This is a genomic window from Cyanobium usitatum str. Tous (genome assembly GCF_963920485.1).
In the GTDB taxonomy this organism is placed as follows: Bacteria; Cyanobacteriota; Cyanobacteriia; order PCC-6307; family Cyanobiaceae; genus Cyanobium_A; species Cyanobium_A usitatum_A.
Map to the genome: position 1 here is coordinate 105753 of NZ_OY986431.1, position 20858 is coordinate 126610.

22 protein-coding genes are annotated in these 20858 nt (G+C 64.7%); 9 read left to right on the forward strand and 13 right to left on the reverse strand.

Annotation, left to right across the window (positions count from 1 at the left end; genetic code table 11):
• The first annotated feature begins 137 nt into the window (after positions 1-137).
• Positions 138-479: a hypothetical protein gene (locus U9970_RS00580; protein ID WP_322764843.1), complete on the forward strand. Its 342-nt coding sequence runs from the start codon at positions 138-140 to the stop codon at positions 477-479.
• Here the strand turns inward: U9970_RS00580 and U9970_RS00585 are convergent.
• From U9970_RS00585 to sufR, 10 genes are all read right to left on the reverse strand, one after another.
• Positions 462-887, reverse strand: coding sequence for a hypothetical protein (locus U9970_RS00585; RefSeq protein ID WP_322764844.1), 426 nt, complete (start codon positions 885-887; stop codon positions 462-464). The genes U9970_RS00580 and U9970_RS00585 overlap by 18 nt on opposite strands.
• 22 nt (positions 888-909) lie before the next feature.
• A complete protein-coding gene (locus U9970_RS00590; RefSeq protein ID WP_322764845.1) occupies positions 910-2124 on the reverse strand; it encodes an FAD-dependent monooxygenase in 1215 nt (404 codons plus the stop codon).
• Positions 2125-2132: 8 nt separating this feature from the next.
• Positions 2133-2375 carry a hypothetical protein gene (locus U9970_RS00595; RefSeq protein ID WP_322764846.1) on the reverse strand — a complete coding sequence of 81 codons (243 nt, stop codon included), beginning with the start codon at positions 2373-2375 and terminating at the stop codon, positions 2133-2135.
• Positions 2376-2437: 62 nt separating this feature from the next.
• On the reverse strand, positions 2438-2824 hold the full coding sequence (locus U9970_RS00600) for a hypothetical protein (protein ID WP_322764847.1): 387 nt from the start codon (positions 2822-2824) through the stop codon (positions 2438-2440).
• Positions 2825-2944: 120 nt separating this feature from the next.
• On the reverse strand, positions 2945-4261 hold the full coding sequence (locus U9970_RS00605) for a phospholipase D-like domain-containing protein (protein ID WP_322765966.1): 1317 nt from the start codon (positions 4259-4261) through the stop codon (positions 2945-2947).
• A gap of 114 nt (positions 4262-4375) precedes the next feature.
• Entirely contained in the window at positions 4376-4558 is a 183-nt protein-coding gene (locus U9970_RS00610) for a hypothetical protein (RefSeq protein WP_254942744.1), read from the reverse strand.
• An 8-nt stretch (positions 4559-4566) separates the two neighbouring features.
• Positions 4567-5640, reverse strand: coding sequence for a DUF4912 domain-containing protein (locus tag U9970_RS00615; protein ID WP_322764848.1), 1074 nt, complete (start codon positions 5638-5640; stop codon positions 4567-4569).
• Positions 5641-5793: 153 nt separating this feature from the next.
• Entirely contained in the window at positions 5794-6555 is a 762-nt protein-coding gene (locus tag U9970_RS00620; RefSeq protein WP_322764849.1) for a phycobilisome rod-core linker polypeptide, read from the reverse strand.
• Positions 6556-6646: 91 nt separating this feature from the next.
• Positions 6647-7264 carry a phycobiliprotein lyase gene (locus U9970_RS00625; RefSeq protein WP_407653096.1) on the reverse strand — a complete coding sequence of 206 codons (618 nt, stop codon included), beginning with the start codon at positions 7262-7264 and terminating at the stop codon, positions 6647-6649.
• 388 nt (positions 7265-7652) lie between these two features.
• Entirely contained in the window at positions 7653-8324 is a 672-nt protein-coding gene (gene sufR / locus U9970_RS00630) for an iron-sulfur cluster biosynthesis transcriptional regulator SufR (protein WP_322764850.1), read from the reverse strand.
• Between the two features lie 210 nt (positions 8325-8534).
• Between sufR and U9970_RS00635 the strand changes: the two genes are divergently transcribed.
• From U9970_RS00635 to U9970_RS00655, 5 genes are read left to right on the forward strand one after another with little or no spacing between them, the layout of a single operon-like run.
• The gene (locus tag U9970_RS00635) at positions 8535-8921 is read left to right on the forward strand and encodes a ferredoxin-thioredoxin reductase catalytic domain-containing protein (RefSeq protein WP_322764851.1); all 387 of its coding nucleotides are present in this window, start codon (positions 8535-8537) and stop codon (positions 8919-8921) included.
• A 14-nt stretch (positions 8922-8935) separates the two neighbouring features.
• Entirely contained in the window at positions 8936-10375 is a 1440-nt protein-coding gene (sufB, locus tag U9970_RS00640) for a Fe-S cluster assembly protein SufB (protein WP_322764852.1), read from the forward strand.
• 57 nt (positions 10376-10432) lie between these two features.
• Positions 10433-11236, forward strand: coding sequence for a Fe-S cluster assembly ATPase SufC (sufC, locus tag U9970_RS00645; RefSeq protein WP_322764853.1), 804 nt, complete (start codon positions 10433-10435; stop codon positions 11234-11236).
• A gap of 14 nt (positions 11237-11250) precedes the next feature.
• A complete protein-coding gene (locus U9970_RS00650; RefSeq protein WP_322764854.1) occupies positions 11251-12348 on the forward strand; it encodes a SufD family Fe-S cluster assembly protein in 1098 nt (365 codons plus the stop codon).
• Positions 12345-13634: a SufS family cysteine desulfurase gene (locus tag U9970_RS00655; protein WP_322764855.1), complete on the forward strand. Its 1290-nt coding sequence runs from the start codon at positions 12345-12347 to the stop codon at positions 13632-13634. Before U9970_RS00650 ends, U9970_RS00655 begins: the two co-directional genes overlap by 4 nt.
• Here U9970_RS00655 and U9970_RS00660 read toward each other — a convergent pair.
• Positions 13631-15016: a flavin monoamine oxidase family protein gene (locus U9970_RS00660; RefSeq protein ID WP_322764856.1), complete on the reverse strand. Its 1386-nt coding sequence runs from the start codon at positions 15014-15016 to the stop codon at positions 13631-13633. The two genes, U9970_RS00655 and U9970_RS00660, sit on opposite strands and share 4 nt — an antisense overlap.
• Positions 15017-15096: 80 nt before the next feature.
• On the opposite strand from U9970_RS00660, the gene U9970_RS00665 reads away from it, so the two are divergent.
• From U9970_RS00665 to U9970_RS00675, 3 genes are all read left to right on the forward strand, one after another.
• A complete protein-coding gene (locus tag U9970_RS00665; RefSeq protein WP_322764857.1) occupies positions 15097-15642 on the forward strand; it encodes a DUF1543 domain-containing protein in 546 nt (181 codons plus the stop codon).
• 149 nt (positions 15643-15791) lie between these two features.
• A complete protein-coding gene (mtnA, locus tag U9970_RS00670) occupies positions 15792-16892 on the forward strand; it encodes an S-methyl-5-thioribose-1-phosphate isomerase (protein ID WP_322764858.1) in 1101 nt (366 codons plus the stop codon).
• A complete protein-coding gene (locus U9970_RS00675) occupies positions 16885-17541 on the forward strand; it encodes a class II aldolase/adducin family protein (RefSeq protein WP_322764859.1) in 657 nt (218 codons plus the stop codon). Before mtnA ends, U9970_RS00675 begins: the two co-directional genes overlap by 8 nt.
• Here the strand turns inward: U9970_RS00675 and U9970_RS00680 are convergent.
• Positions 17523-18893, reverse strand: coding sequence for a sodium/glutamate symporter family protein (locus U9970_RS00680; protein WP_322764860.1), 1371 nt, complete (start codon positions 18891-18893; stop codon positions 17523-17525). The genes U9970_RS00675 and U9970_RS00680 overlap by 19 nt on opposite strands.
• Positions 18890-20803: a S9 family peptidase gene (locus U9970_RS00685; RefSeq protein ID WP_322764861.1), complete on the reverse strand. Its 1914-nt coding sequence runs from the start codon at positions 20801-20803 to the stop codon at positions 18890-18892. The genes U9970_RS00680 and U9970_RS00685 overlap by 4 nt, the downstream gene beginning before the upstream one ends.
• Between the last annotated feature and the right edge of the window lie 55 nt (positions 20804-20858).

A 20858-nucleotide genomic window follows, 5' to 3' on the forward strand; every position in this document is an offset into this window, starting at 1 on the left:
GTCACCTTTTCAGAACTGACTAGCTTCCAAGGGAAGGCAGTTGATTGGGGACAGGGGTGTTGGCCGAAAACAGGTTTGCCAGTGGGCACATTTGGAGATTGGCTTGCTTAGCTGGCTTGGCGCTAACAGCCAGCTCCTTGGCGGCCACAGAAGCCGGCCGGGCGGCAGTGATGGGGGGAGCCCGCGCCCTTCCTTTGGCGGAGGCGGTGCAGCGCAGTCGGTTGGCAGCTGAAGCAGTGATCCAGCGACGCGGCAAGGAAACCTGCCTGCGCGGCAAGCTCACCAATGCCTTACTGGGCCTGTCAGCCAGCTGTGAAGTTGCTGCTCAGAAGGATGGTCTCTGTGCCTTGGCCGATCAGGCGGTGGTGCAGGTCGGCTGGTCGCTGGCTTTTATGGACAGCACTGCCCAGCAGGTGCTGAACCTGATCGAGAGCCAGCCGGGATCAGGTTCAGGATCAGGATCAGGACCCCGGAATTAGGTTGAACACACCTTTTTTCTCCTTGGGTTTGGTGTCGGTTTTGCTCGGGGCGACCGTGCGGGTCTGCTGCTTGCAGAAGGGGATCAGGTCTTGGCCGGCTCGGTTGAGAGCTTCGCGCCGCTCAAAAGTATTGGTGGCAGCTGGTTTGGCCCGTTCGCGGATCGTCCAGATGGCGTCCTTGCAGTTGGCGCCTAGGCGGGGGTGATCCAGCAGCGGATCGGCCATGGTGCTTGCCTTGCCGCAGGCTTCAACGGTGTTCTCCCTGCCGCAGGCGAAGGTTTGGAGCTGGAGCTCGCGCAACAGTTCCATGGAGGGATAGGGCGGGTCCTTGGGTGCGGCCTGTAGGGGGGCAGCCAGTAGGGCGATCAGGCCAAGGGCAAGTGCGGGATCAATCCGAGGCGCGGCCATGGTTCCACCGGGGTGGCTCCCATCATGGCGGTCCTGGCAGCGGGGCTAGTCCCTGGCGCAGCGGCTGTTGCTGCTGGCTCCAGTGGGCAGCGATTGCCGGGCCCACCAGGGGCGCGGCGATCGCCAGAGCCCCCCGCAACCAACCCTGCTGCCGCAACTGCTCTCCCCGGGCGGCTTCGGCGGCCTGCAGGGTTTGCATATCGGTGATTTCGGGCCGCCGCTCCGCCTCAATTTGGGCGGTCACCCCATCAAGGGCAGCGCCGCTGCAGCCGCTGCTCAGCACCGGCAATAAGCGTGTGGCGGCTACCCAGGCATCACGCAGGGCCATGTTGATGCCCTGGGCGCGCACCGGTCCCATCGGGTGGGCCGCATCGCCAAGCAGTAGCAGGCCTGGTTGGCACCAGCGCTCCGCTAGCCCCACCTGCACCGTCAGCCGGCTGGGCGCCCCCAATCCGCCGCTCCACTGCCGTAGCCAGGCCGCCAGCTGCGGCGGACTCAAAGCTGCCATCCGCTCGATCCAGCCTTCTCTGCTGAGCTCGGGTGTGGCTTTTGACTTGCCCACAACCCAGCCCAGCTGCAAGCCGCCGCTGGCGCTTTCGAAAGCGCTGAAAACCCCCTCGGGCCCCACCAGGGTGGTGAAGCAGCCAGCCAAGGGCGAGGCCGCGGTACTGGCCAGTTGAAACCAGAGCAAGTCGATCGGGCTGGGGTTGCTCTGCAGCGCTAGCCCTGCCTTCTGGCGCACCAGGGAGCCCCGGCCATCGCAGCCGACGACAAGGTCGGCAGGCAGCTGACGGCCATCGCGCAGTTGCACCCCCGCCAGCCGCTCCTGCTGCCAGAGCAGGTCGACCACCGGTTGCCCGCGCTCAATCGCAAAGGAGGGGTAGGTGCCGGCCAGTTTCAGCAAGGCCTCCAGCAGGGCTGGCTGGCTCACCAGGGTGCAGGGCCGGCTTGGATCGCCGTCGAGGGGCTCGGGGGCGGTGAATAGCTCCTGGCCATTCACCACGAAGCGCCATCCACCTAGGGGCCGGTGGGGCAGGTCTGGAATCAGCTCGAGTAGCCCCATGGCCGCCAGGGCCTCTAGCCCTGAGGGCATCAGCGCTTCGCCGCGGAATTGACGCTCCAGGCTGGTGCCGGCCTCCACCAGGGTTACGGCCACACCGCCACGGGCCAGCAGTAGGGCCAAGCTGGCGCCCGCCGGTCCGGCACCAACCACCACCACCTTGGGGCGGTGGCTCAAGGGGTCACTCAAACGAAGGAGTTGTAGTTGCGTGTGCCGCCGCTCACCGGGTCGACATGGCCCATCAACTGGCTTTTCTTGCTGAGCAAATACTCCACCAGCTCCTGCTGCACGGCCAGCAGTTCGTTGGTGCAGCCGCGGAATGCGGCCCGGTGGCGAATTTCATCGTGCCGGGTGTGGAGGTCGCGCAGCATCAGCTGGATGGCATCCAAGGTGGCTGAGGTGTTGCGGGAGGCCGGCTGGGAATCCATGGCCGCGAGATAAGGGAGGCATTAAGCGTAGGGGCGTTGCAGCGGCAGGGCATTGCCGAAGATCAGCAGTCACCAAACAAGGTGCTGGACACCTGGTGGAATGTTTCAAAGGTGACCTGGTTGTCCAGCCCGCTAACCGCTAGGGAAACGGTCTGCTGCCGCGGATTGCATTCCACCGCCAGGCTCACTGCCCTGGCGCCATGGTCAGCATGAAAAGCGGCGCTCTGGCCGTCAACGGCGTAGAGGGTTTCGGGGGCGTGGGTAAAACCGAGCTGGTTGGCCAGCACGCTGATCCCCGCTATGGACTCGCTGAGGCTGCCCTCGCTGCGAATGGCCGTGGTGTACACCACTGGCGCGGCTGGGGTTGAGTCTTCTGCGGGCAGGATGAAGGAGCCGGCTAGGGATTTGATCAGGCTTCCGGTTTTGCCCAAGCCGCCGCTTTTTGGCATGGTCTTGCTCCTCTCGCCGGGGGGTCCTGTGCGCTGAGCGTAGGGGTTGATCACCAGATGTGGTGTTTGGTGCTTGGATGGGCACCATTGGTGTGGCCCAATTACGGCGACCAGCCCTGGTCAGCTGCGCTGCACCCCACTGCCGCACTGATTCCGCTGCCGTTCCTGTTTGCGTTGCAGCCGGGGGGTGATGCCGAGCTCGGCGCCCTTCCAGAGCCGGTTGATTTCAGCTGTGAAGTGTTCGGCGAGCTGGGGGGAGTCGATCACCAGCAGGGTTTCGTCGTTTTGATGGGCGGCGCTGGGGCTCCAGTTGAAAGAGCCGGTGACCACGGTGCGGTTGTCGATCACGGCCAGCTTGTGGTGGAGCTTGTCGCCGCTGGCCAGCCGTGGTGTGCCGACACTCTCTAAGGGGCGCTGCCAGGGGCGGTTCGCCGCCTCCAGGCCGCAGCGGTGGTCGGGCAGCTTGGTGCCGAGAAGATCGAGCACTTCACTGAAGGCTCGGTTGGCGAAGCCGGGGTCGGCCAGTAGGCGGATCTTGACGCCTTGCTGCTGCAGTTTCTCCATCGCATTAGCCAGTCCCTGATCCGAGAACACGAACAGGGCCAGGTCGAGTTGCTTGCGGGTGACTGCGAGCAGCTTCTCCAACACCACCAGGCCCTGGTGGGGATCGCTGCGGCGATGGGGGGCGAACAGCACCGTCACCGGCGTTTGCCCCACCAGCAGCTGCTGGGGAGCCCCGCCGCCCTTACCCAGCCCAAAGCGGCTGTCGGGCTGGCCATCGGGGCCGTCGCCCCACATCCGCTCAAACTCGGCTGCAAAGGTGTGGGCCAGCTCACGGCTGCGCAGCCGCAGCAGGTGGTTGACGTTGCCGCGGCTGCGGTCTGCCCCCGGATCGCCGTGGATGCAGGAGGGGGTGAAATTGGCTGAGCCGGTCACCACCACGGCCCGGTCCACCACCATGAACTTGTGGTGCATCAGACCACTGCCAGCACTGCCATCGGCGGTGTCATCGATTAGGGGCACGCCAGCCTGCTGCAGGATCGCCACCGCATCCCCCCAACCGAGGGCCTTGAGCTGCTCATGGCGGTTGCGCTGGTGCGGCGCCAGATCGGCCGGATGCTCTTCGCTCCAGGGGCTGCTGTAGGTGTTTTCCAGCACCACCTTCACCGTCAGACCCTCGCGGTGCTTAGCCGCCAGCGCTTCGGCCAGCTTCGGCAGAGATAGCTCCTGCACCGCCACCAGGATCTCCCGCCGCGCCGACTGAATACTGGCCAGCACAAAGGCTTCCAGGTCGTCGCCTTGCCGCCATTGACCGTTGATCGGGCTGCGGTAGCGGCTGGTTTCGGCGTGGTTGAAGGCCAGCTCGATGCCCTTGGGCAGGGGCTTGGGCCGGGCTGACTGGCCGAGCAGCTGGGCGTCAGCGCTGCAACCAGCCATAGCCAAGGCCACAAGGCTTGCCCAGGCGAAGGGGTGGCGCGGCAAAGGGTTGGCTATGGCGACTCCGAGCGGTTGAGCTCAGAGTTCCCACGGCGCCTGTTAAATGGTCTGGCCTCAGTGGTGGCCTGGCATCTCGGCGGTGCGCAGCATCACCACAAACCAAGCAGTACCAATCAACACGGCGCTGAGCATGGCGGCTGGCAGGCCGAAGCGCATCAACACAACCGGCACAATCAGCGGAAAGGCCAGGGCTCCCGCCATCGGCGTGAGGGCTACGGCAGAACGCTTCAGTGCCAAGGCTCGATTTAGAACCATTCGCTTACGGCCTTTTCGGCTGGGTTGCTGTTGTCTTCAGGGGTGGAGCGGCTGAATTCCAGGGTGATGTTGCGCTTCTGCTCGCCATCGGCGGCCACAGCCTCGATCGGATAAAGCTGCTGACCATCCCGGAAGGGCACCTGGACTCGGAAGGTGCCATCGGTTGAGAGGGGCACTTCCTCACCACCAATGGTGAGGCGGGCAGCCGGGTCGGTGGCCCCGTACACAATCAGCTCAGCATCAGCCACAAGCCAGAACGAGCGTTGACGGGAAGCGACCCCGCCTATGCCAGAAGCGTTGCGTCCACTGGCCCAGATGCCGGCACCAGAGGTGTTCAGTTCACTGGTGTCTAGGCCGGCTGCCCCCAGCTCATGGAAAGCATCAGAACCCCTGCCAAGACTGCGCCAGCGGGCTGTAGCTGTTTGATAAAGGCGTTCATGCAGGCCTGCATCGGCTGGCTCCACCGGCGTTGGCAGGATGGCTGGAGCCGTGTCCAGCGAAAAGGGTACGAACTGATCAAGTATTTGCTCGCTGGGGTGCTGCGCCGGTACCCGTGCCACTGAAGAGAAGGCCAGGGATATCCAGCCGCCACTGCCTTTGCGATAGCCGAGTTCCACTCGGTAATCCCGGTCGCACAGGGGCACGGGCAAATACCACTCGGTGGCATGGCTGTCGACCACCACTTCCTGCAGGGTGTGGGGGTGGGCCGAGCCGCCGGGCAAGCCAGTTACGTCGGCTACGCGCAGGCAAAGCTGGGTGGCACCAGTTGCCAGGGCTGAGGCCCGATCGCTTTCGGAGATATCCCAGAACACGTAGGCCCACTGGGGATCGCGGGGCAGAAATACGACGCTGGTATTTGCTGTGCTGGGGCGGGGAGCGGGGGGTAGCTCTGCTTCGATTGCCTTAAGACTGATAGGCGTGTCCTCCTCATCCTGGCGATCATTGATGGCTGCCAGGAGTTCATCCTTGGACTTGCGGCTGTACAAGCTCACCCCAAGGTCGCTGGCGACCTGGCGCAGCTGACGCAGGGTCATGCGTGCCAATGCGGTGAGTGCCTGGGTCACAGCGACAGATTTCTTTTGGGATCAGTGTGGATGAGTTTCTCCTGGCAGGGGGAGCCCCACCTGGAGCCGTCAGTGGATGCTGACGGCAACGAGGCTGATTGCCCATAAAAAAGGCGGCCTTGAGGCCGCCTTGGTTTGTTTAAGGGACTGGCCTTAGCGGCCAATGCTGCGGTAAGGAACCTTGGCGAGGTAATCCATGCTGACGCTGCCGGAGGCTCCGCCTTGGCTGCGCATGGCAGGCAGATTGCGCACCCAGGGGAGGTAGTCCTCGGGGAAGCCGCCACGGCGCTGACGGGAGCGAGCGGGGATCGTTTTGGCGGTGCCGGTGTACACAACTTGGGGGAAGCCCAAGATGCCGCGGTAGTAGGCCTCGTATCGCGGAGTGGTGATGTTGAAGGGGGTTTCGCCCAGATCACGGGAGCCCACCACGCGGTTGCGGTGGAAAGGAACGGTGTCGTAACCAAAGGCATCCAGGTATTCCTGGCCGTTGAGGATGTCGTCAACCATGCCCTTGACCCCGCGGGTCATCAGCACGGCCGCCCAGGCGATCTCCTCAGACCTGCCGTGGGTGGGGCGACCCAGAAGCTTTTCCACCAGGTGGCGCACCACCCGATAGTTGCTGTTCAGGTTGTAGAAGCTGCGGGTGAAGGTGTCTGAGAGACATAGGGAGCGAATGAAATCCCGCACACTCATTTGGCCGTTGCGCAGCTGGCTCTCCAATGTCAGGTTGCGGTCGACCTTGAAGGCATAAAAGAAAATCTGTCGATAACACGACTCAATGACCAGATTTAGGTCTTTGGGATCCATAGCCCTGTCCATGGACATGGATTTGGGGTCCTCATCCGAACCCACCCGCAGCGGGTCAACCCGCGAGTTTTGGGTAGTGGGCGCGTACTTCAGGAGGGGCAGGGCCACACGACTTCATCATCCGTCGTTGCGGATCGTAGAAGTGCGGCTGCGGCCGGGTTCGTCTGGCCGAGACAGGGCTCACAGTCCGTAACGTTCGTCACCATCCCAGGGGAGACAGGGGCTGGTCGGAAACGGGCTCTTGGGCTGGGGTTTTGGCCCCAGGCTGCGGGCTGTCTAGCAGCCGTGTCTCCACGCAGAAGGACGCCGTATTGGAGAGGCCCTCAACCGTGCTGGTGCGCAGACGCACATTGGGGCCGGCAAAGCTGAATCGCTCCAGGCTGGCCATGGTTTCGTAGCCGGTGGTGAGCAGGAGCCCATCGCGCTCGTCCATGGCGAAATGGCCTGCCACGGGGGCGGTTTCGGCGTAGCCACGGTCGCGCAGCAGCAGGCCGGACCGGCCGAGCTCATCGGTGGGGATCAGGCCGAAAACGCTTTCCCCTTCATGGGCTTCTCCGGCTTTATCCCACGCCATTGAGGCGTTCCAGGTCACCCGGCAGCCCCCCACGAGGCCGGCGGGATTTTCGCCGTGGAGCTCGGCGATGGCGATTAGGCGGGGGTCGGCTGCGGCGATCTCCACCACCTCAATGAAGGAGCCTCCCGCCTCAGCTCGCCGGTGCAGCAGGTGGTGGCTGCTGCGCTGGGAGCGCCAGCGACCGCAGCTAAGGCGGAAAAAGCTAAGGGCGTCGGCGATCGACTCGGTTTGGATTTCGCTCACTGGCGTGCTGGGGCTGTGAATGTGGCTTTGGCTGGGGCGATGATCGCAAGCCGCGGCGATTAGGTCGCCCAGCTCTAGGGCCAATGGTGACCGGCCCAGGGTGGTGGCCAGTTGCTGCAGCTGCCTGCCCGCCGCCTCCAATTGCTCCACCAGAACTGCCTGGAAGTAGGGGGCGTCCGCGAGGGCGGGCTGCTGGCTGGCCCAGGCGCGCATCACGTCATGGTCTGGGAGGGCCCCTGCGGGCTGGTGGGCTGCGATCGCCTGCAGGCTGCGCAGGCTGTGGGCAAGAAGGCGCAGATGGTGCCTCTCCAAGGCGGGCAGGAGAGTGGCCTCCAGCTCCGCCAGTTCCGCTGCTGAAAGCGGACCTTGAACTTGGGGTGGCGGTGCTTCAGTCGTCACGGCGGGGCGTCAGGCGAAAGCCGCAAGAGTGACCCTTCTCCAGGCGCCATTGCACCCGATCGACCTGGCAGTCGGGAAAGGTGTGGCGAATGAGCTGCAGCTCCTGGTCGCAGATGCAGGGGAATTGTTCGGCGATGCGCATTACGGAACAGTGAAATTCACTGAGCATCCAGGCTTGAGGGTCGCCGGCGTCTTGGGAGCATTCCGCTAGATACCCCTCTTGCCGGCGTAGAACTACCAGCTGCTCCAGCCGCTCAGGAAGCGAGCCGGCGCCGATGCGGTGGCGGTAGGCGTCAGCCTGCTGAATGGCTTGTTGTAGTAGGAGTTCGTGCAGGGTTTCCGGTGGCAGGTTGCCAGCCAGAGATTGCAGCAGGCCGAGGGCGAAATGGTCGCTGCCATCGGGAAATTGTCCCTGGCCTTTGGCGGTAAGGCGCCAGTGATTGCTGGGCCTGCCCGGACCCTCCGCCGCTGGAGTGGACTCGACCAAACCATCATCTTCCAAGCCACGCAGATGGCGACGCACAACCTGCACCGACATCTCCAGGTGAGTGGCTAGGGCGCTCGCGGTGGCCTCTCCATGCCTAACCAGCAAGGTGAGCACCGTATCCCGGGTGGATGCCGGATCGGCGTGCTGGTGAATGATTTGGGGAATGGCGCTCACGGCAAAGGCCGGTTGAGACAACGATGCCACGACTGGCTTGAGGTTGGGGATTGGGCCCCGCTGGCGGCCTTGGTGTCTTAGGCTCAATCACTAACGAAACAGATTAGTTTCGTAATGGTCTGCTGGTAAGTCTCCTTGCTGGCTGCCGATGGCGCCCCATGCCGAGGTGCTGTTTGACTATCGCCTTCTGATCACCTTCCCTTTCGAGCCATGTCCGACACTCCGGCCAGTTCGACCGCTGAGAGCCCCGCAGGGAGCTCGCCGGCGCACTCCGACAGCTTGGAGGTGATTCGAAAGTTTGCCGAAACCTACGCGCAGCGCACCGGTACCTACTTCTGTAGTGATTCCGGTGTGACCGCGGTGGTGCTCGCTGGCCTGGCTAAGCATAAAGACGAGCTTGGTGGTGCCCTTTGCCCCTGCCGTCATTACGAGGACAAGCAGGCAGAGGTTTCCCAAGCTTTTTGGAATTGCCCCTGCGTGCCCATGCGGGAGCGTAAGGAGTGCCACTGCATGCTGTTTCTCACTGAGGACAATGCTTTCCGCTGTGATAAGCAGACGATTTCCCTAGACGAAGTTAAAGCCCTTACTGCCAGCTGAGTCGGTTTACCTCGATGAGCACTGCAACCGTTGGCGATCTAGTTTCGCAGCCGTATAAGCACGGTTTCGTCACTGATATTGAAACCGAAAAGATCGCCAAGGGTCTGAGTGAAGACGTTGTGCGTCTGATCTCCTCGAAGAAAAGCGAGCCTGAGTTTTTATTGGCTTTTCGGCTGCGGGCCTATCGGCAATGGCTGCAGATGCAGTCACCAGATTGGGCGGCGCTGGGTTTCCCGCAGATTGATTATCAAAACATCATCTACTACGCAGCCCCTAAGCAGCAGGAGAAAAAAGCCAGTCTTGATGAGGTTGACCCCAAGCTGCTGGAAACATTTGAAAAACTTGGCATCCCCCTAAGTGAGCAGAAGCGCCTATCGAACGTGGCAGTTGACGCCGTTTTTGACAGCGTCTCAATCGCCACCACCTATCGCGAAAAGCTGGCTGAGCATGGCGTTGTTTTTTGCTCAATAAGTGAGGCTGTCAAGGAGTATCCAGGCTTGGTTGAGAAGTACCTTGGCACAGTCGTCCCAAGTAACGACAACTATTTTGCTGCCCTGAATTCGGCGGTTTTTAGTGATGGTTCTTTTGTTTTTATTCCAAAGGGCGTAGCTTGCCCAATGGAGTTGTCAACATATTTCCGGATCAATTCCGCCGATACGGGCCAGTTTGAGCGCACTTTGATCATTGCTGAAGAGGGCGCTTCTGTTAGTTATTTAGAGGGGTGCACGGCCCCGATGTTTGATACCAATCAGCTCCATGCAGCCGTTGTGGAGTTGGTGGTGCTCGATGATGCTTCTATTAAATACTCCACGGTTCAGAACTGGTATGCCGGTGACGAGCACGGCGTGGGCGGCATTTATAACTTCGTCACCAAGCGTGGCCAATGCCGAGGCGACCGCAGCCGGATCAGCTGGACTCAGGTGGAAACTGGCTCAGCAATTACTTGGAAGTATCCCAGTTGTGTGCTGCAGGGTGCTGACTCGGTGGGCGAGTTTTATTCGGTAGCCCTCACTAATAACTATCAGCAGGCTGATACTGGTACCAAGATGATTCACGTCGGTCCGAGGACCCGTTCAACCATTGTGAGCAAGGGCATTAGCGCTGGCCATTCATCTAATAGCTATCGCGGTCTTGTGCAGATTGGGCCTAAAGCTGTAGGGGCTAAGAATTACAGTCAATGTGATTCGATGTTGATTGGTGATCAAGCTGGCGCCAATACCTATCCCTATATCCGCTCTCAGCAACCGGATGCCGCAGTGGAGCATGAGGCAAGCACTTGCCGCATCTCCGCAGATCAACTCTTTTACCTGCAAAGCCGGGGCATTGGGTTTGAAGAGGCGGTTTCGATGATGGTCAGCGGTTTTTGCCGCGACGTGTTTAATCAATTGCCCATGGAATTTGCCGCTGAGGCAGACAAATTGCTTGCCCTCAAGCTCGAGGGATCCGTGGGCTGAGCCGCGCCGATCTGTTCTATCTGTCCGTTCCCCCTTCCCCGCCTTCCCTTACCTGCTGTGATTCGCCCAGACGCCCCGGTATTGCTCGAAATTTGTGATCTGCACGCGCGGGTCGAGGAGCAGCCAATCCTTAAGGGGGTCAACCTCACGATCCGAGCTGGGGAAATTCACGCGGTGATGGGGCGTAATGGCAGCGGCAAAAGCACCCTTTCCAAAGTTCTGGCTGGCCATCCCGCCTATGCGGTCACAGCCGGCTCTGTTTCCTACATGGGCGCAGACCTACTTGAGCTAGCGCCAGAGCAGCGCTCTCGCCTGGGCTTGTTCCTGGGATTTCAATACCCGGTGGAGATCCCGGGGGTTAGCAACCTTGAATTCCTACGGGTTTCCACTAATGCTCGCCGCGCTCAAAGGGGTGAGGAGGAGCTGGACACCTTTGCCTTCGAAGACCTTGTGCGTGAGCGCCTCAAGGTGGTGCAGATGGATCCGGCCTTCTTAGATCGCAGTGTCAACGAAGGCTTCTCGGGTGGCGAAAAAAAGCGCAACGAGATCTTGCAGATGGCGCTACTTGAGCCTCTAGTGGCGATTCTCGATGAAACCGATTCTGGCCTTGATATCGACGCCCTACGCATCGTGGCTGATGGGGTCAATCAACTCGCTGGCCCGGACAATGCCACCTTGTTGATCACCCACTACCAGCGCTTGCTGGATCTGATCACCCCCGATTACGTCCATGTGATGGCGGCTGGCCAGATCCTGCGCACCGGAGGCAAGGAGCTGGCCTTGGAGCTTGAGCGCACTGGTTACGAATGGGTGGATCAGGAGCTGGCCAGCCTGAGCCGGGAACCTGCGGAGGTGCTGTGATGCCAGCTGCGGTTATGCCAAATACTGCTGAATGGCTCACCCAGCTTGCTGGCCTGCCCCTGCCGGGCCGAAGTCAGGAGGAGTGGCGATTCACAGGCCTGGCTGCCCTTGAGGCCTTGGCGCCCGAACTCTGGAGTGGTGTCGATCCATTCGCCCAACTCAGCTTGCCTGCGGGCATTAGCCGGATCGAAGCTGATCAGGCTCAGGGGTTCCAGCAGCAGGTGCTCAAAGCCACAGGCGGCAGCGATGCTTGGTCGGTGCGGCTAAACCAAGGCGCTTCGCCCCGCTGTCTGGCTTTGCGGGTGGCTGGAGCGGCTGGTCCGCTGCAATTGAATTGTGATGCCGGTGCGGCGCCGGGACTGCTGGCATTGCAGCTGGTGCTCGTGCTTGAGGAGGGCGCCAGCTTGGAGCTGCTGATCCAGCACGGCTCCAGTGGCCCCAATGCCACCAGCTTGGTAGCGGTTGCCCAGCTTGGCCGCGGCGCCCAGCTCAATCTGGGGCTGCTGGCGCCTGGCGATGCCCGCGCCTGCCTGCTCAGCCACCTGTCGATCAGCCAGGCCCCCGCCAGCTCCCTCCAGCTCACCACCGCAGTTGGGGGGTGGGCCCTAAGCCGGCTCGAGCCCCGCATCAGCCAGCTGGAGGGAGCGGCCCATACCCGGCTGCGGGCCCTGCAGCTGGTGGATGGCCAAGAGTTGGCCGACACCCACAGCCAAGTGCGTTTTGAAGGCCCCGATGGGCAGCTCGACCAGCTCCACAAGGTGGTAGCTGATGGGGCCGGACGCAGCGTGTTCAACGGGGCCGTCCGGGTGCCGCGCAGCGCCCAGCAAACCAACGCCGCCCAGCTCAGCCGCAGCCTGTTGCTCTCCGATCGGGCCCGAGTTGATACCAAACCCGAGCTCGAAATCGTCGCGGACGATGTCAAGTGCGCCCACGGCGCCACCATTAGTCGGCTGCAGCAGAACGAGCTTTTTTATCTGCAGAGCCGGGGTATTGGCTCCGAACAAGCCTCACGCTTGCTGTTGCGGGGCTACTGCGAGGAGGTGTTGCGCGAGCTTCCCGCGGCGGCGGCGGCCCTGAATCCGCTAAAGCTGCTGCTGCGGGAGCATCCATGACCACCAGCACCTCAGCAGCCCCGCCCAGCCTTGAGGTGGTGGCGCCAAATCTTGCTGCCCTCACCCGGCCTGATTTCCCCCTGCTGGCCCAAACGGCTTGCCTTGGCCAGCCGCTTATCTACCTGGATTACGCCGCCACCAGCCAGAAGCCCCGTCAGGTACTGGCGGCCCTGCAGCACTACTACGACCACGACAACGCCAACGTGCACCGCGGTGCCCACCAGCTCAGTGCTCGTGCCACCGAAGGTTTTGAGGCGGCCCGCAGCAAAACTGCCACCTTCATCGGTGCGGCCAACGCGCGCGAGATCGTGTTCACCCGAAATGCCAGCGAGGCGATCAACCTGGTGGCTCGCAGCTGGGGCGAGGCCAACTTGGGCCCCGGCGATGAGGTGTTGCTCACGGTGATGGAGCACCACTCCAACCTGGTGCCCTGGCAGCTGCTGGCCCAGCGCACTGGCTGCGTGCTGCGCCATGCGGGGCTAACTGAGAGTGGTGAGCTGGATCTGGAAGATCTGCGCTGCCAGATCAATGAGCGCACCAAGCTGGTGAGCCTGGTGCAGGTGAGCAACACCCTCGGCTGCCTCAATCCGATTGAGCAGGTGGTGGCCCTGGCCCACGGCGCCGGCGCCCTGGTGCTGGTGGACGCCTGCCAGAGCCTGCCCCATCTGGTGGTGAATGTGGCCCAGCTGGGCTGCGATTTCCTGGTGGGCAGTTCCCACAAGCTGTGCGGCCCCACCGGTATGGGCTTTCTTTGGGCCCGCGAGGCCTTGCTTGAGGCGATGCCGCCCTTCCTGGGCGGCGGCGAGATGATTCAGGACGTCTATCTCGATCACAGCAGCTGGGCCGAGTTGCCGCACAAATTTGAGGCGGGCACCCCGGCCATTGGCGAGGCGATCGGCATGGGCGCCGCCCTCGACTACCTCAGTGCCATTGGTCTCGAGCGCATTCACGCCTGGGAGCAGCAGCTCACACGCCAGCTGTTTGAGCGTCTCCAGGCGATCGAGGGGGTACGCATTTTGGGTCCCACCCCCGAGCAACAACCCGACCGCGGCGCCCTGGCGGCCTTCACGGTGGATGGCCTGCACGCCAACGACATCGCCGCCCTGCTGGATTCAGCCGGCATTTGCATCCGCAGCGGCCACCACTGCACCCAGCCCCTGCACCGCCTCTACGGCCTCCCCGGCTCAGCCAGAGCCAGTCTGGGCTTCACCACCACCCCGGAAGAGATCGACCGCTTCGCTGAGGAGCTTGAGGGCACGATCACCTTCCTGCGTGAGCACAGTTAGTTGGCTGGCAATTCGCTTAGGGCAGTGGCGGCCGCTCGCTCACCTGCTTCGATTGCTCCCTCGAAATAACCCGGCCATCTCGGGGAAACCTCGCTGCCCGCCCAGATCACCCGGCCGTGGTTGGCAGCTGCTAGCCGGGCTGGGCCTGTCCAGGTGCCGGGGATCAGGAAGCTGGTAAAGGCGCCGCCGCTCCAGGGCTCCTTGTTCCAGTTGTGCTCCACCAGCTCAAGCGGCTTGGCCGCTTCTGGCCCCCAGTAGGCCACTAGGTCGTCAATGACCAGCTGCCGCCGCTGCAGGGCTGGCATGGCGCCAAGCCTCAGGGCGCGCTCGCCAGCAATGAAGCCGGCCAACACTGCCGGCTGGCCTTCCGGAGGTCCGCTGTCGGCGGTGAGCTCTAGGAACGGCAGATCGCCACTCCCCAGGCCGTTGAGCCCCTGCTCGCGCCAGAAGGGCCTGGCATAGATGGCCAGAATTTTGATCATTGCTCCCATGGGTGAGCGCTGCAGCAGGGCGCTAAGGGCTGCGCTCAGGGGTGGCTCGAAGCGGATCGCCAACCGCAGCGGTGGCGGGATGGCCACGATGGCGCTGGCGGCGTGATGCTGCTCCCCGCTGCTGTCCACCAGGCAAACGCCGTGGCTGTCTTGAACGATGGCCTGCACGGGCCGGTTCAGCCGCAGGCAGCCGGGCGCTTGGGCCTCCAGGGTGGAGGCCAGCCGCTGGGCTACGGCTCCGGCTCCGCCGCGCACCAGCCAGGCTTCCGGGCTCTCCGTCTGGGGGGCCACGGCCTGGGTCCAGGCCAGGTGAAGGATCGAAGCCTCCCAGGGTTCAAAGCCGCCGGAGCCGCCCACGCGGCAGAGCCACTCGAGGGGCAGGCGGGCCAGGGGGATGGTGGTGTGTCGCTCGGCCCACTGCGCCACCGTGACGCGGTCGAGCTGCTCGGCATTGGGCGTGCGCCAGGGCTGGTGAGGATCCACTTGGGCCACCAGGGTGCTGAATTCCCGCTGCAGGTCCTCAAAGGCTTCCAGCTCTGCTGCAGTCAGGCCGAGGCTCTCAGGTTTGAAGAAGAGATGGCTTGACGCAAAGTCTTTTGCCAGGGGCGCTTCCACCCTGCTGCCGCGCCAGTGGAAGACGCCGCGGTCGCCGTAGTGGCTGGCAAAGCGCTCGAGTGCCAGCTCATCCAGCAGGGCCGCGAAGCGGTGGTGGCTGGCGCCGCCCCACTGGCCGCCCAGGTCAATGACGCTGCCATTGGCGCTGGTGCTGCTCAGCATGCGCCCGCCTACCCGGCTCCGGGCTTCCAGCACCCGCACCCCGCGGCCGGCGCTTTGCAGCCGGCGGGCAGCGACCAGGCCCGAGAGCCCGGCACCCACGATCAGCACATCCACTTTCTTAGTTATGGCTTGATCGGCTGGGGGCGTTGCGCTCAGATTGGCAAGCTTTGGCAGCGAGGGCCGTTTGGGTTTCGATGATTTCTGAGAGCCAGGGCTGGCCCGAGTTGTTTCTGGCGGTGCTGGGCGGCCGGGCCCCTGGCTGTCACATCGAGCTCCACGACGTGCGCTTCGTGGCCGGCGCCACGATCGAAGGGGCGCTGCCGGAGCTGCGGCGGCAGTGGTTCGGGAGGCGTGAGGGCCTGCACCTGGACAGCTACATGGCGGTGCGAGCGGTGGATGGCTTCGCGGTGAGCCTCGGGCGCGAGCCGTCCGCGCCCCGGCCCGAGCGGCTTTGGTTTGTGAACCTGGGCGCCTACCGCCCCGACTCCCTAGCGGAGCTGCACCACTTCGGCCTGGTGGTGGCCCGCTCGCCCCAGGCGGCCAAGGCGGCGGCTAAGCGCCATTGGCTGCTTGGCGCCCTGCAGCAGCACAAGGACGATCTGGTGGGCGTAGACGACTGCCTGGCGATCGAGCAGCTGGAGCTGCTGGGTGGCGAGCGCTGGCATGTGCAGCTGGAGCCCCACCTTGAGGGCCTGAGCCAGAGCCAGGTGCCGGATTGGTTTGGCTACCGGCTGATTTGAGCAGGCAGGGGTGTGGCTTTGACAGGCTGCGGGAATCTGTACAAGTTGTACGGATTGCGGGACGGAGCCTGACGGGATCGTTCCGGTTGTGGTGCTGCGTCTTCCCTCCTCCAGGGATGATCAAGGGCCGATCTCGCGCTTCCCGCCCCATGAACATCGACGGCAAGCCCTGGCGCACGATCTGGCTGGAGCCAGACGGGGGCTCGGGCTCTCATGCGGTTGGCGTAATCGATCAGACCCTGCTGCCCCACCAGTTCACGACGCGCACCCTGCGCAGCTGCGCTGAGGCGGCTGATGCGATCCGCACGATGGTGGTGCGCGGGGCGCCTCTGATCGGCGTGACGGGCGCCTACGGGCTGATGCTGGCCCTGCAGTCGGACCCTGGCGACGCCTCTCTGGCGGCGGCCTTTGAGCAACTCAATGCCACCCGGCCCACGGCGATCAACCTGCGCTGGGCCCTGGAGCGGGTGCGGGCCAAGGTGCAGCCGCTGCCGCCGGTCGAGCGGGCCGAGGCGGCCAGGTTGGAGGCCGCGGCGATCGCCGATGAGGACGTGGCCATGGGCGAGGCCATCGGCGAGCACGGCCTGGCGATCTTCCGGCAGCTGGCGGCGGCCCGCCCCGGTGCCAGGCTCAATGTGCTCACCCACTGCAACGCCGGCTGGCTGGCCACAGTGGACTGGGGCACGGCCCTGGCCCCCATCTACAAGGCCCACCGCGCCGGGTTGAACATCCATGTGTGGGTGGACGAGACCCGCCCCCGCAACCAGGGCGCCTCACTGACGGCCTTTGAGCTGGCTCAGGAGGGTGTGCCCCACACCGTGATCGTGGATAACGCCGGCGGCCACCTGATGCAGCACGGCCAGGTGGACGCGGTGATCGTGGGCACCGACCGCACCACCCGCCGCGGCGATGTGTGCAACAAGATCGGCACCTATCTCAAGGCCCTGGCGGCCCACGACAACGGTGTGCCCTTTTATGTAGCCCTGCCCGCCTCCACGATCGACTGGACGATTGGCGATGGCGTGGCCGAGATCCCGATCGAGGCCCGCAGCGCCGAGGAGGTGACCCACATCCAGGGGCGGGCACCGGATGGCGCGATCACCACGGTGCAGCTAACGCCAACGGGCAGCGCCGGCTTCAACCCGGCCTTTGATGTCACGCCGGCGCGGCTGGTGACGGGCCTGATCACCGAGCGGGGCGTGGCCGCGGCCACGGAGGCTGGGCTGCAGGAGCTTTATGGCAATGACTGAGCAGGAGCTGCGCCAGCAGCTCGTGGAGGTGTCCCGGCGCCTAAACGCCAGCGGGCTCAATCAGGGCACCTCCGGCAACCTATCGGTGCGTATTCCTGGTGGCCTGCTGATCACGCCCAGCTCCCTGCCCTTCGAGCAGATGCAGCCGCAGGATCTGGTGGCGATTGCTGGCAGCGGCAAGCCACTTGGGGCGGCAGCTGGCCAGCGGCGGCCCTCCTCCGAGTGGCGGCTGCACGCCGATCTCCTCGCCAGCCGGCCTGAGATCCAGGCGGTGCTGCATTGCCATTCGATCCATGCCACGGCCATCGCCTGCCACGGCCGCCCCATCCCCCCCTTCCACTACATGACCGCGGTGGCCGGCGGCGATGACATCCGCTGCGCCGCCTACGCCACCTTTGGCACCGCCGAGCTTTCGGCCCTTGCTGTGCAGGCCATGGAGGATCGGCTGGCCTGCCTGCTGGCCCAGCACGGCCAGGTGACGCTCGGCACCAGCCTCGATCAGGCCCTGCGCATCGCCGTTGAGGTGGAGACTCTGGCCCAGATGTATCTGCAGGCCCTGCAACTCGGCGAGCCACCGCTGCTCAGCGCCGCCCAGATGGCCGCGGTGCATCACCAGTTTCGCTCCCTGCACTACGGCGCCGGCGCCTGATTGCGCGCCAGCCACAGCCCGGTGCCGCCAAACAGCAGCACCAGGGCAAAGCAGAAGCCGGTCCACAGCGGCAGCCCCCAGCCCGCCACCGCTAGCGGCGCCACCACCGTCACCACCCCTCCAGCCAAAAACGGCTGCAGCATCAGCTGCTTAATCGAGAAGGCCGGCAGGGCGTCGCTGCGGTCGTCTGGATCGGCCATGCGCAGCAGCAGCAGGCCGCTGGCCGCCACTCCCGTGGCCTGGCCAAACTCAATCACCGCCCGCTCAAACCAGTCGGCGGGCAGCAGCCGCGGGGCTAGCAGCAGGGTTACCGCCAGGTTCCACACCAGGCCGCCTAGGGCAAGCACCGTGAGCGGCAGCCAGTCGGCCTTGAGCAGGGCCAGATCCAGCCCGGCGGTGGCCGCTGTAATCAGCAAATCTGCCGAAAGGGTGCCCACCTGGCCCTGCACCACGGAAGAGGCCCAGTGGGCCTTGCCACTGCGCTCCAGCGCCAGCCGCACCAGCAGCGAGCCCACGATCGCCAGCGGGAACACCGGCAGCGCATCAACAACGCTGGCAACGCCATCCCCCAGTCCTGCGGTGAGCCAGCGCAGCCCGCCCAGCAGCCCTACGCCAGTCAGCACGGCAAGGCCCACCAGGGCCAGGTTCACAGCCCAGGCCGCCGCCCAGGCCATTGCACCACCTGAATCGCCGCTGGCAGCGCTGGCGCTTTCGCTGGCGGCGCTGCCTGGGGCATCGGTCCGCAGCCAGCCGCGGCTGCGGGCCAGCACCACCACCAGCCCTCCCACCAAAGTGGAGGAGAGCAGCCCCACCGTGGCCATGGCTAAGCCCAAAGCCTGGCCGCCGGGAAAGCCCAGGGCCGCGTAGCTCGGCCCCATTGCCGCGGCGGAGCCATGGCCGCCCTCGTAGGCCACCTCGATCAGGCAGGCCATCACCGGGCTCACCCCCAGCCAGGGCTGCAGCACCAGCAGCACCGCCAGGCCGCCCACCACGTATTGGCCGAAGGCCAACACCAGCGCCAGCGACACCTGCCCTGACACCGGTCGCCACAGCCCCTCCAGTTTGGGCAGGGGTTTGCCGAGCAGCAGCGAGCCGAACACCAGGGTGAGCAGCACCAGCGGCAGATCGGCCCATAGCTGCATCACCTCAGGAGACAAAAGCGGCAGGGGGCCGCCCGGGGCCAGCAGTAGGCCCAGCAGTCCGGCCAGCAGGGCTTCGGGGATGCCCCAGAGCCGTAGCTGCAACCGGGCACCAAGGGCTCGTCCCACCGCCAGGATCAGGCTGAGGCAGGTAAGGGCCAGGCCCAACCAGCCGAAGCTGGGCAGCAGGTCGCTCGCCAAGGTTGCGATCACAGGTTGAAGTGCCGGCGGAAGAAGGCCTCGGTGGCCTCCAGGACGCGGATCAAGGTGGCACCATTGCGGAAGCCGTGGCCCTCCTGCGGGAAGCGGTGCACCTCCACCGGGATGGCGTTGGCTGCGAGCGCTGCTGCCATGCGGTCGGTCTGCTCCGGTGGCACCACCTTGTCATCGAGGCCCTGAAAAAAGATCACGGGGCAGCGGATTTGATCGGCGTGGGCGAGGGGCGAGCGGGCCTCGTAGGTGGCGCGCGCTTCCGGCCAGGCACCGATCAGACCATCGAGATAGCGGGCTTCAAAGCGATGGCTCTCAGACGCCAACGCGCTGGGGTCGGCTACGCCGTAGCGGCTCGCGCCGGCGCGAAATACGTCCTTGAAGCAGAGGGCGGCCAGGGTGGTGAAACCGCCGGCACTGCCGCCTTCGATGGCGATGCGGTCGGGATCGGCCCGGCCCGCCGCCACCAGGGCTTGGGCGGCGGCGGCGCAATCGTCCACATCCACCACGCCCCACTGGCCAGCGAGCCGCTGCCGATAGGCGCGGCCGAAGCCGGTCGAGCCGCCGTAGTTCACATCCACCACCCCCCAGCCTCGACTCGTCCAAAACTGAATGGCAAGGTTCAGGGCCGTGCGGGCCATGGCGGTGGGGCCGCTGTGGCTTTTTACCAGCAAGGGTGCCCGGCGGTGGGCTCCCCCGGCTGGGGGGTAAAACCAGGCGTGGCTGCGGGCGCCGCCGTGGCCCTTAAACCACAGCTCCTGCGGCAGGCTGATCGCCTCCAGCGCCAGAGGGCAGGCTGCAGCAGGGCTGTGCCACCAGTTGCCGCTTGCCATGTCTAGCTCGAGCAGGCCCGCGGCTTCAGTTGCTGAACCGGCGATGCAGGCCAGTCGTCCCCTTTCGGCGCAAACGCCGGCCAGATCATCAAAGGGGATGGCCAGGGGTTGCCACTGGCCGGCGTCTCCGCCCTGGTTCGGCAGCTCCACCCGCCCCAGCTGCCAGCGCCCCTGCAGGCAGGCGGTGGCCAGCAGCTGCTCGCCATCCCAAGCTTGGGTGCCCATACCGAACACCCACTGGGGCAGTCCGAATTCCGCCTGCATGGGCAGCAGCGGCCGCCAATGCAGCGGCGCCTCTGCGCCGAGTCCCTCGGCGTTGTCGAGCTGCTCGAGGTTCCAGAAGCCGGAGCGATCGTTTGCCACCACCAGGTGGGGCCCGCACCAGAGCGGCTGGAACACCGAAATATTCGGGTTTGGCTCCACCCCCGATCCTGCTACCAGGTGGCGGCCTCTGAGCTGGCCTGCCGCATCGAAGTGCCCCAGCCACAGCTGGCTGCGCTCCCAGGGCATGAAGGGCTGCTGCCACTCCACCCAGGCCAGCCCTGCGCCGGAGGGGCTTAGGGCCGGATAGCCGCAGAAGTCGGCTGGCTCCACCAGCGGCTGGGGTTCGCCACCTTCCAGCCCAACAGCCACCAGCTGGTCGCGCCCAGCACCTCCATCACTCACGCTCTCTAGTACGCCAATCCAGCGGTCGCGGCCGGCATCGATCAAGCCGCCGCCGTAGGCACCTGGCGAGCTGAGCCGTCGCGGCTGGCAATCGCTGCTATCGAGCTCCAGCAGCCAGAGGCAGCGGTCGCCGTCGTGGCTGAACACCGCTACCGGCCGGCCATCTCTCCGGTGGCCCAGGGCCGTACTGCCGCCTCCGTATTCATGCACCCGGCTGCGCAGATTCCAGCTGCCAGGGGTTAGCTCCTCTGCTGGCTGGTCTGGCCCCAGGCGCCGCAGCAGGGTCGTGCGCCCCCCTTGATGGGGGCGCTGCTCCAGCCAATAGAGCACCCCGTCGAGTAGCCGTGGCTCCCGCAGGCTGGGGGTTTGGCCCACCACAACAGCGGCGGGAAGGGCTCCAGGGGGATCAGCCACCGCATACACCGACGGAGAACGACTTAAAGTGAATTTCGTTCGATCAAGTATCGCG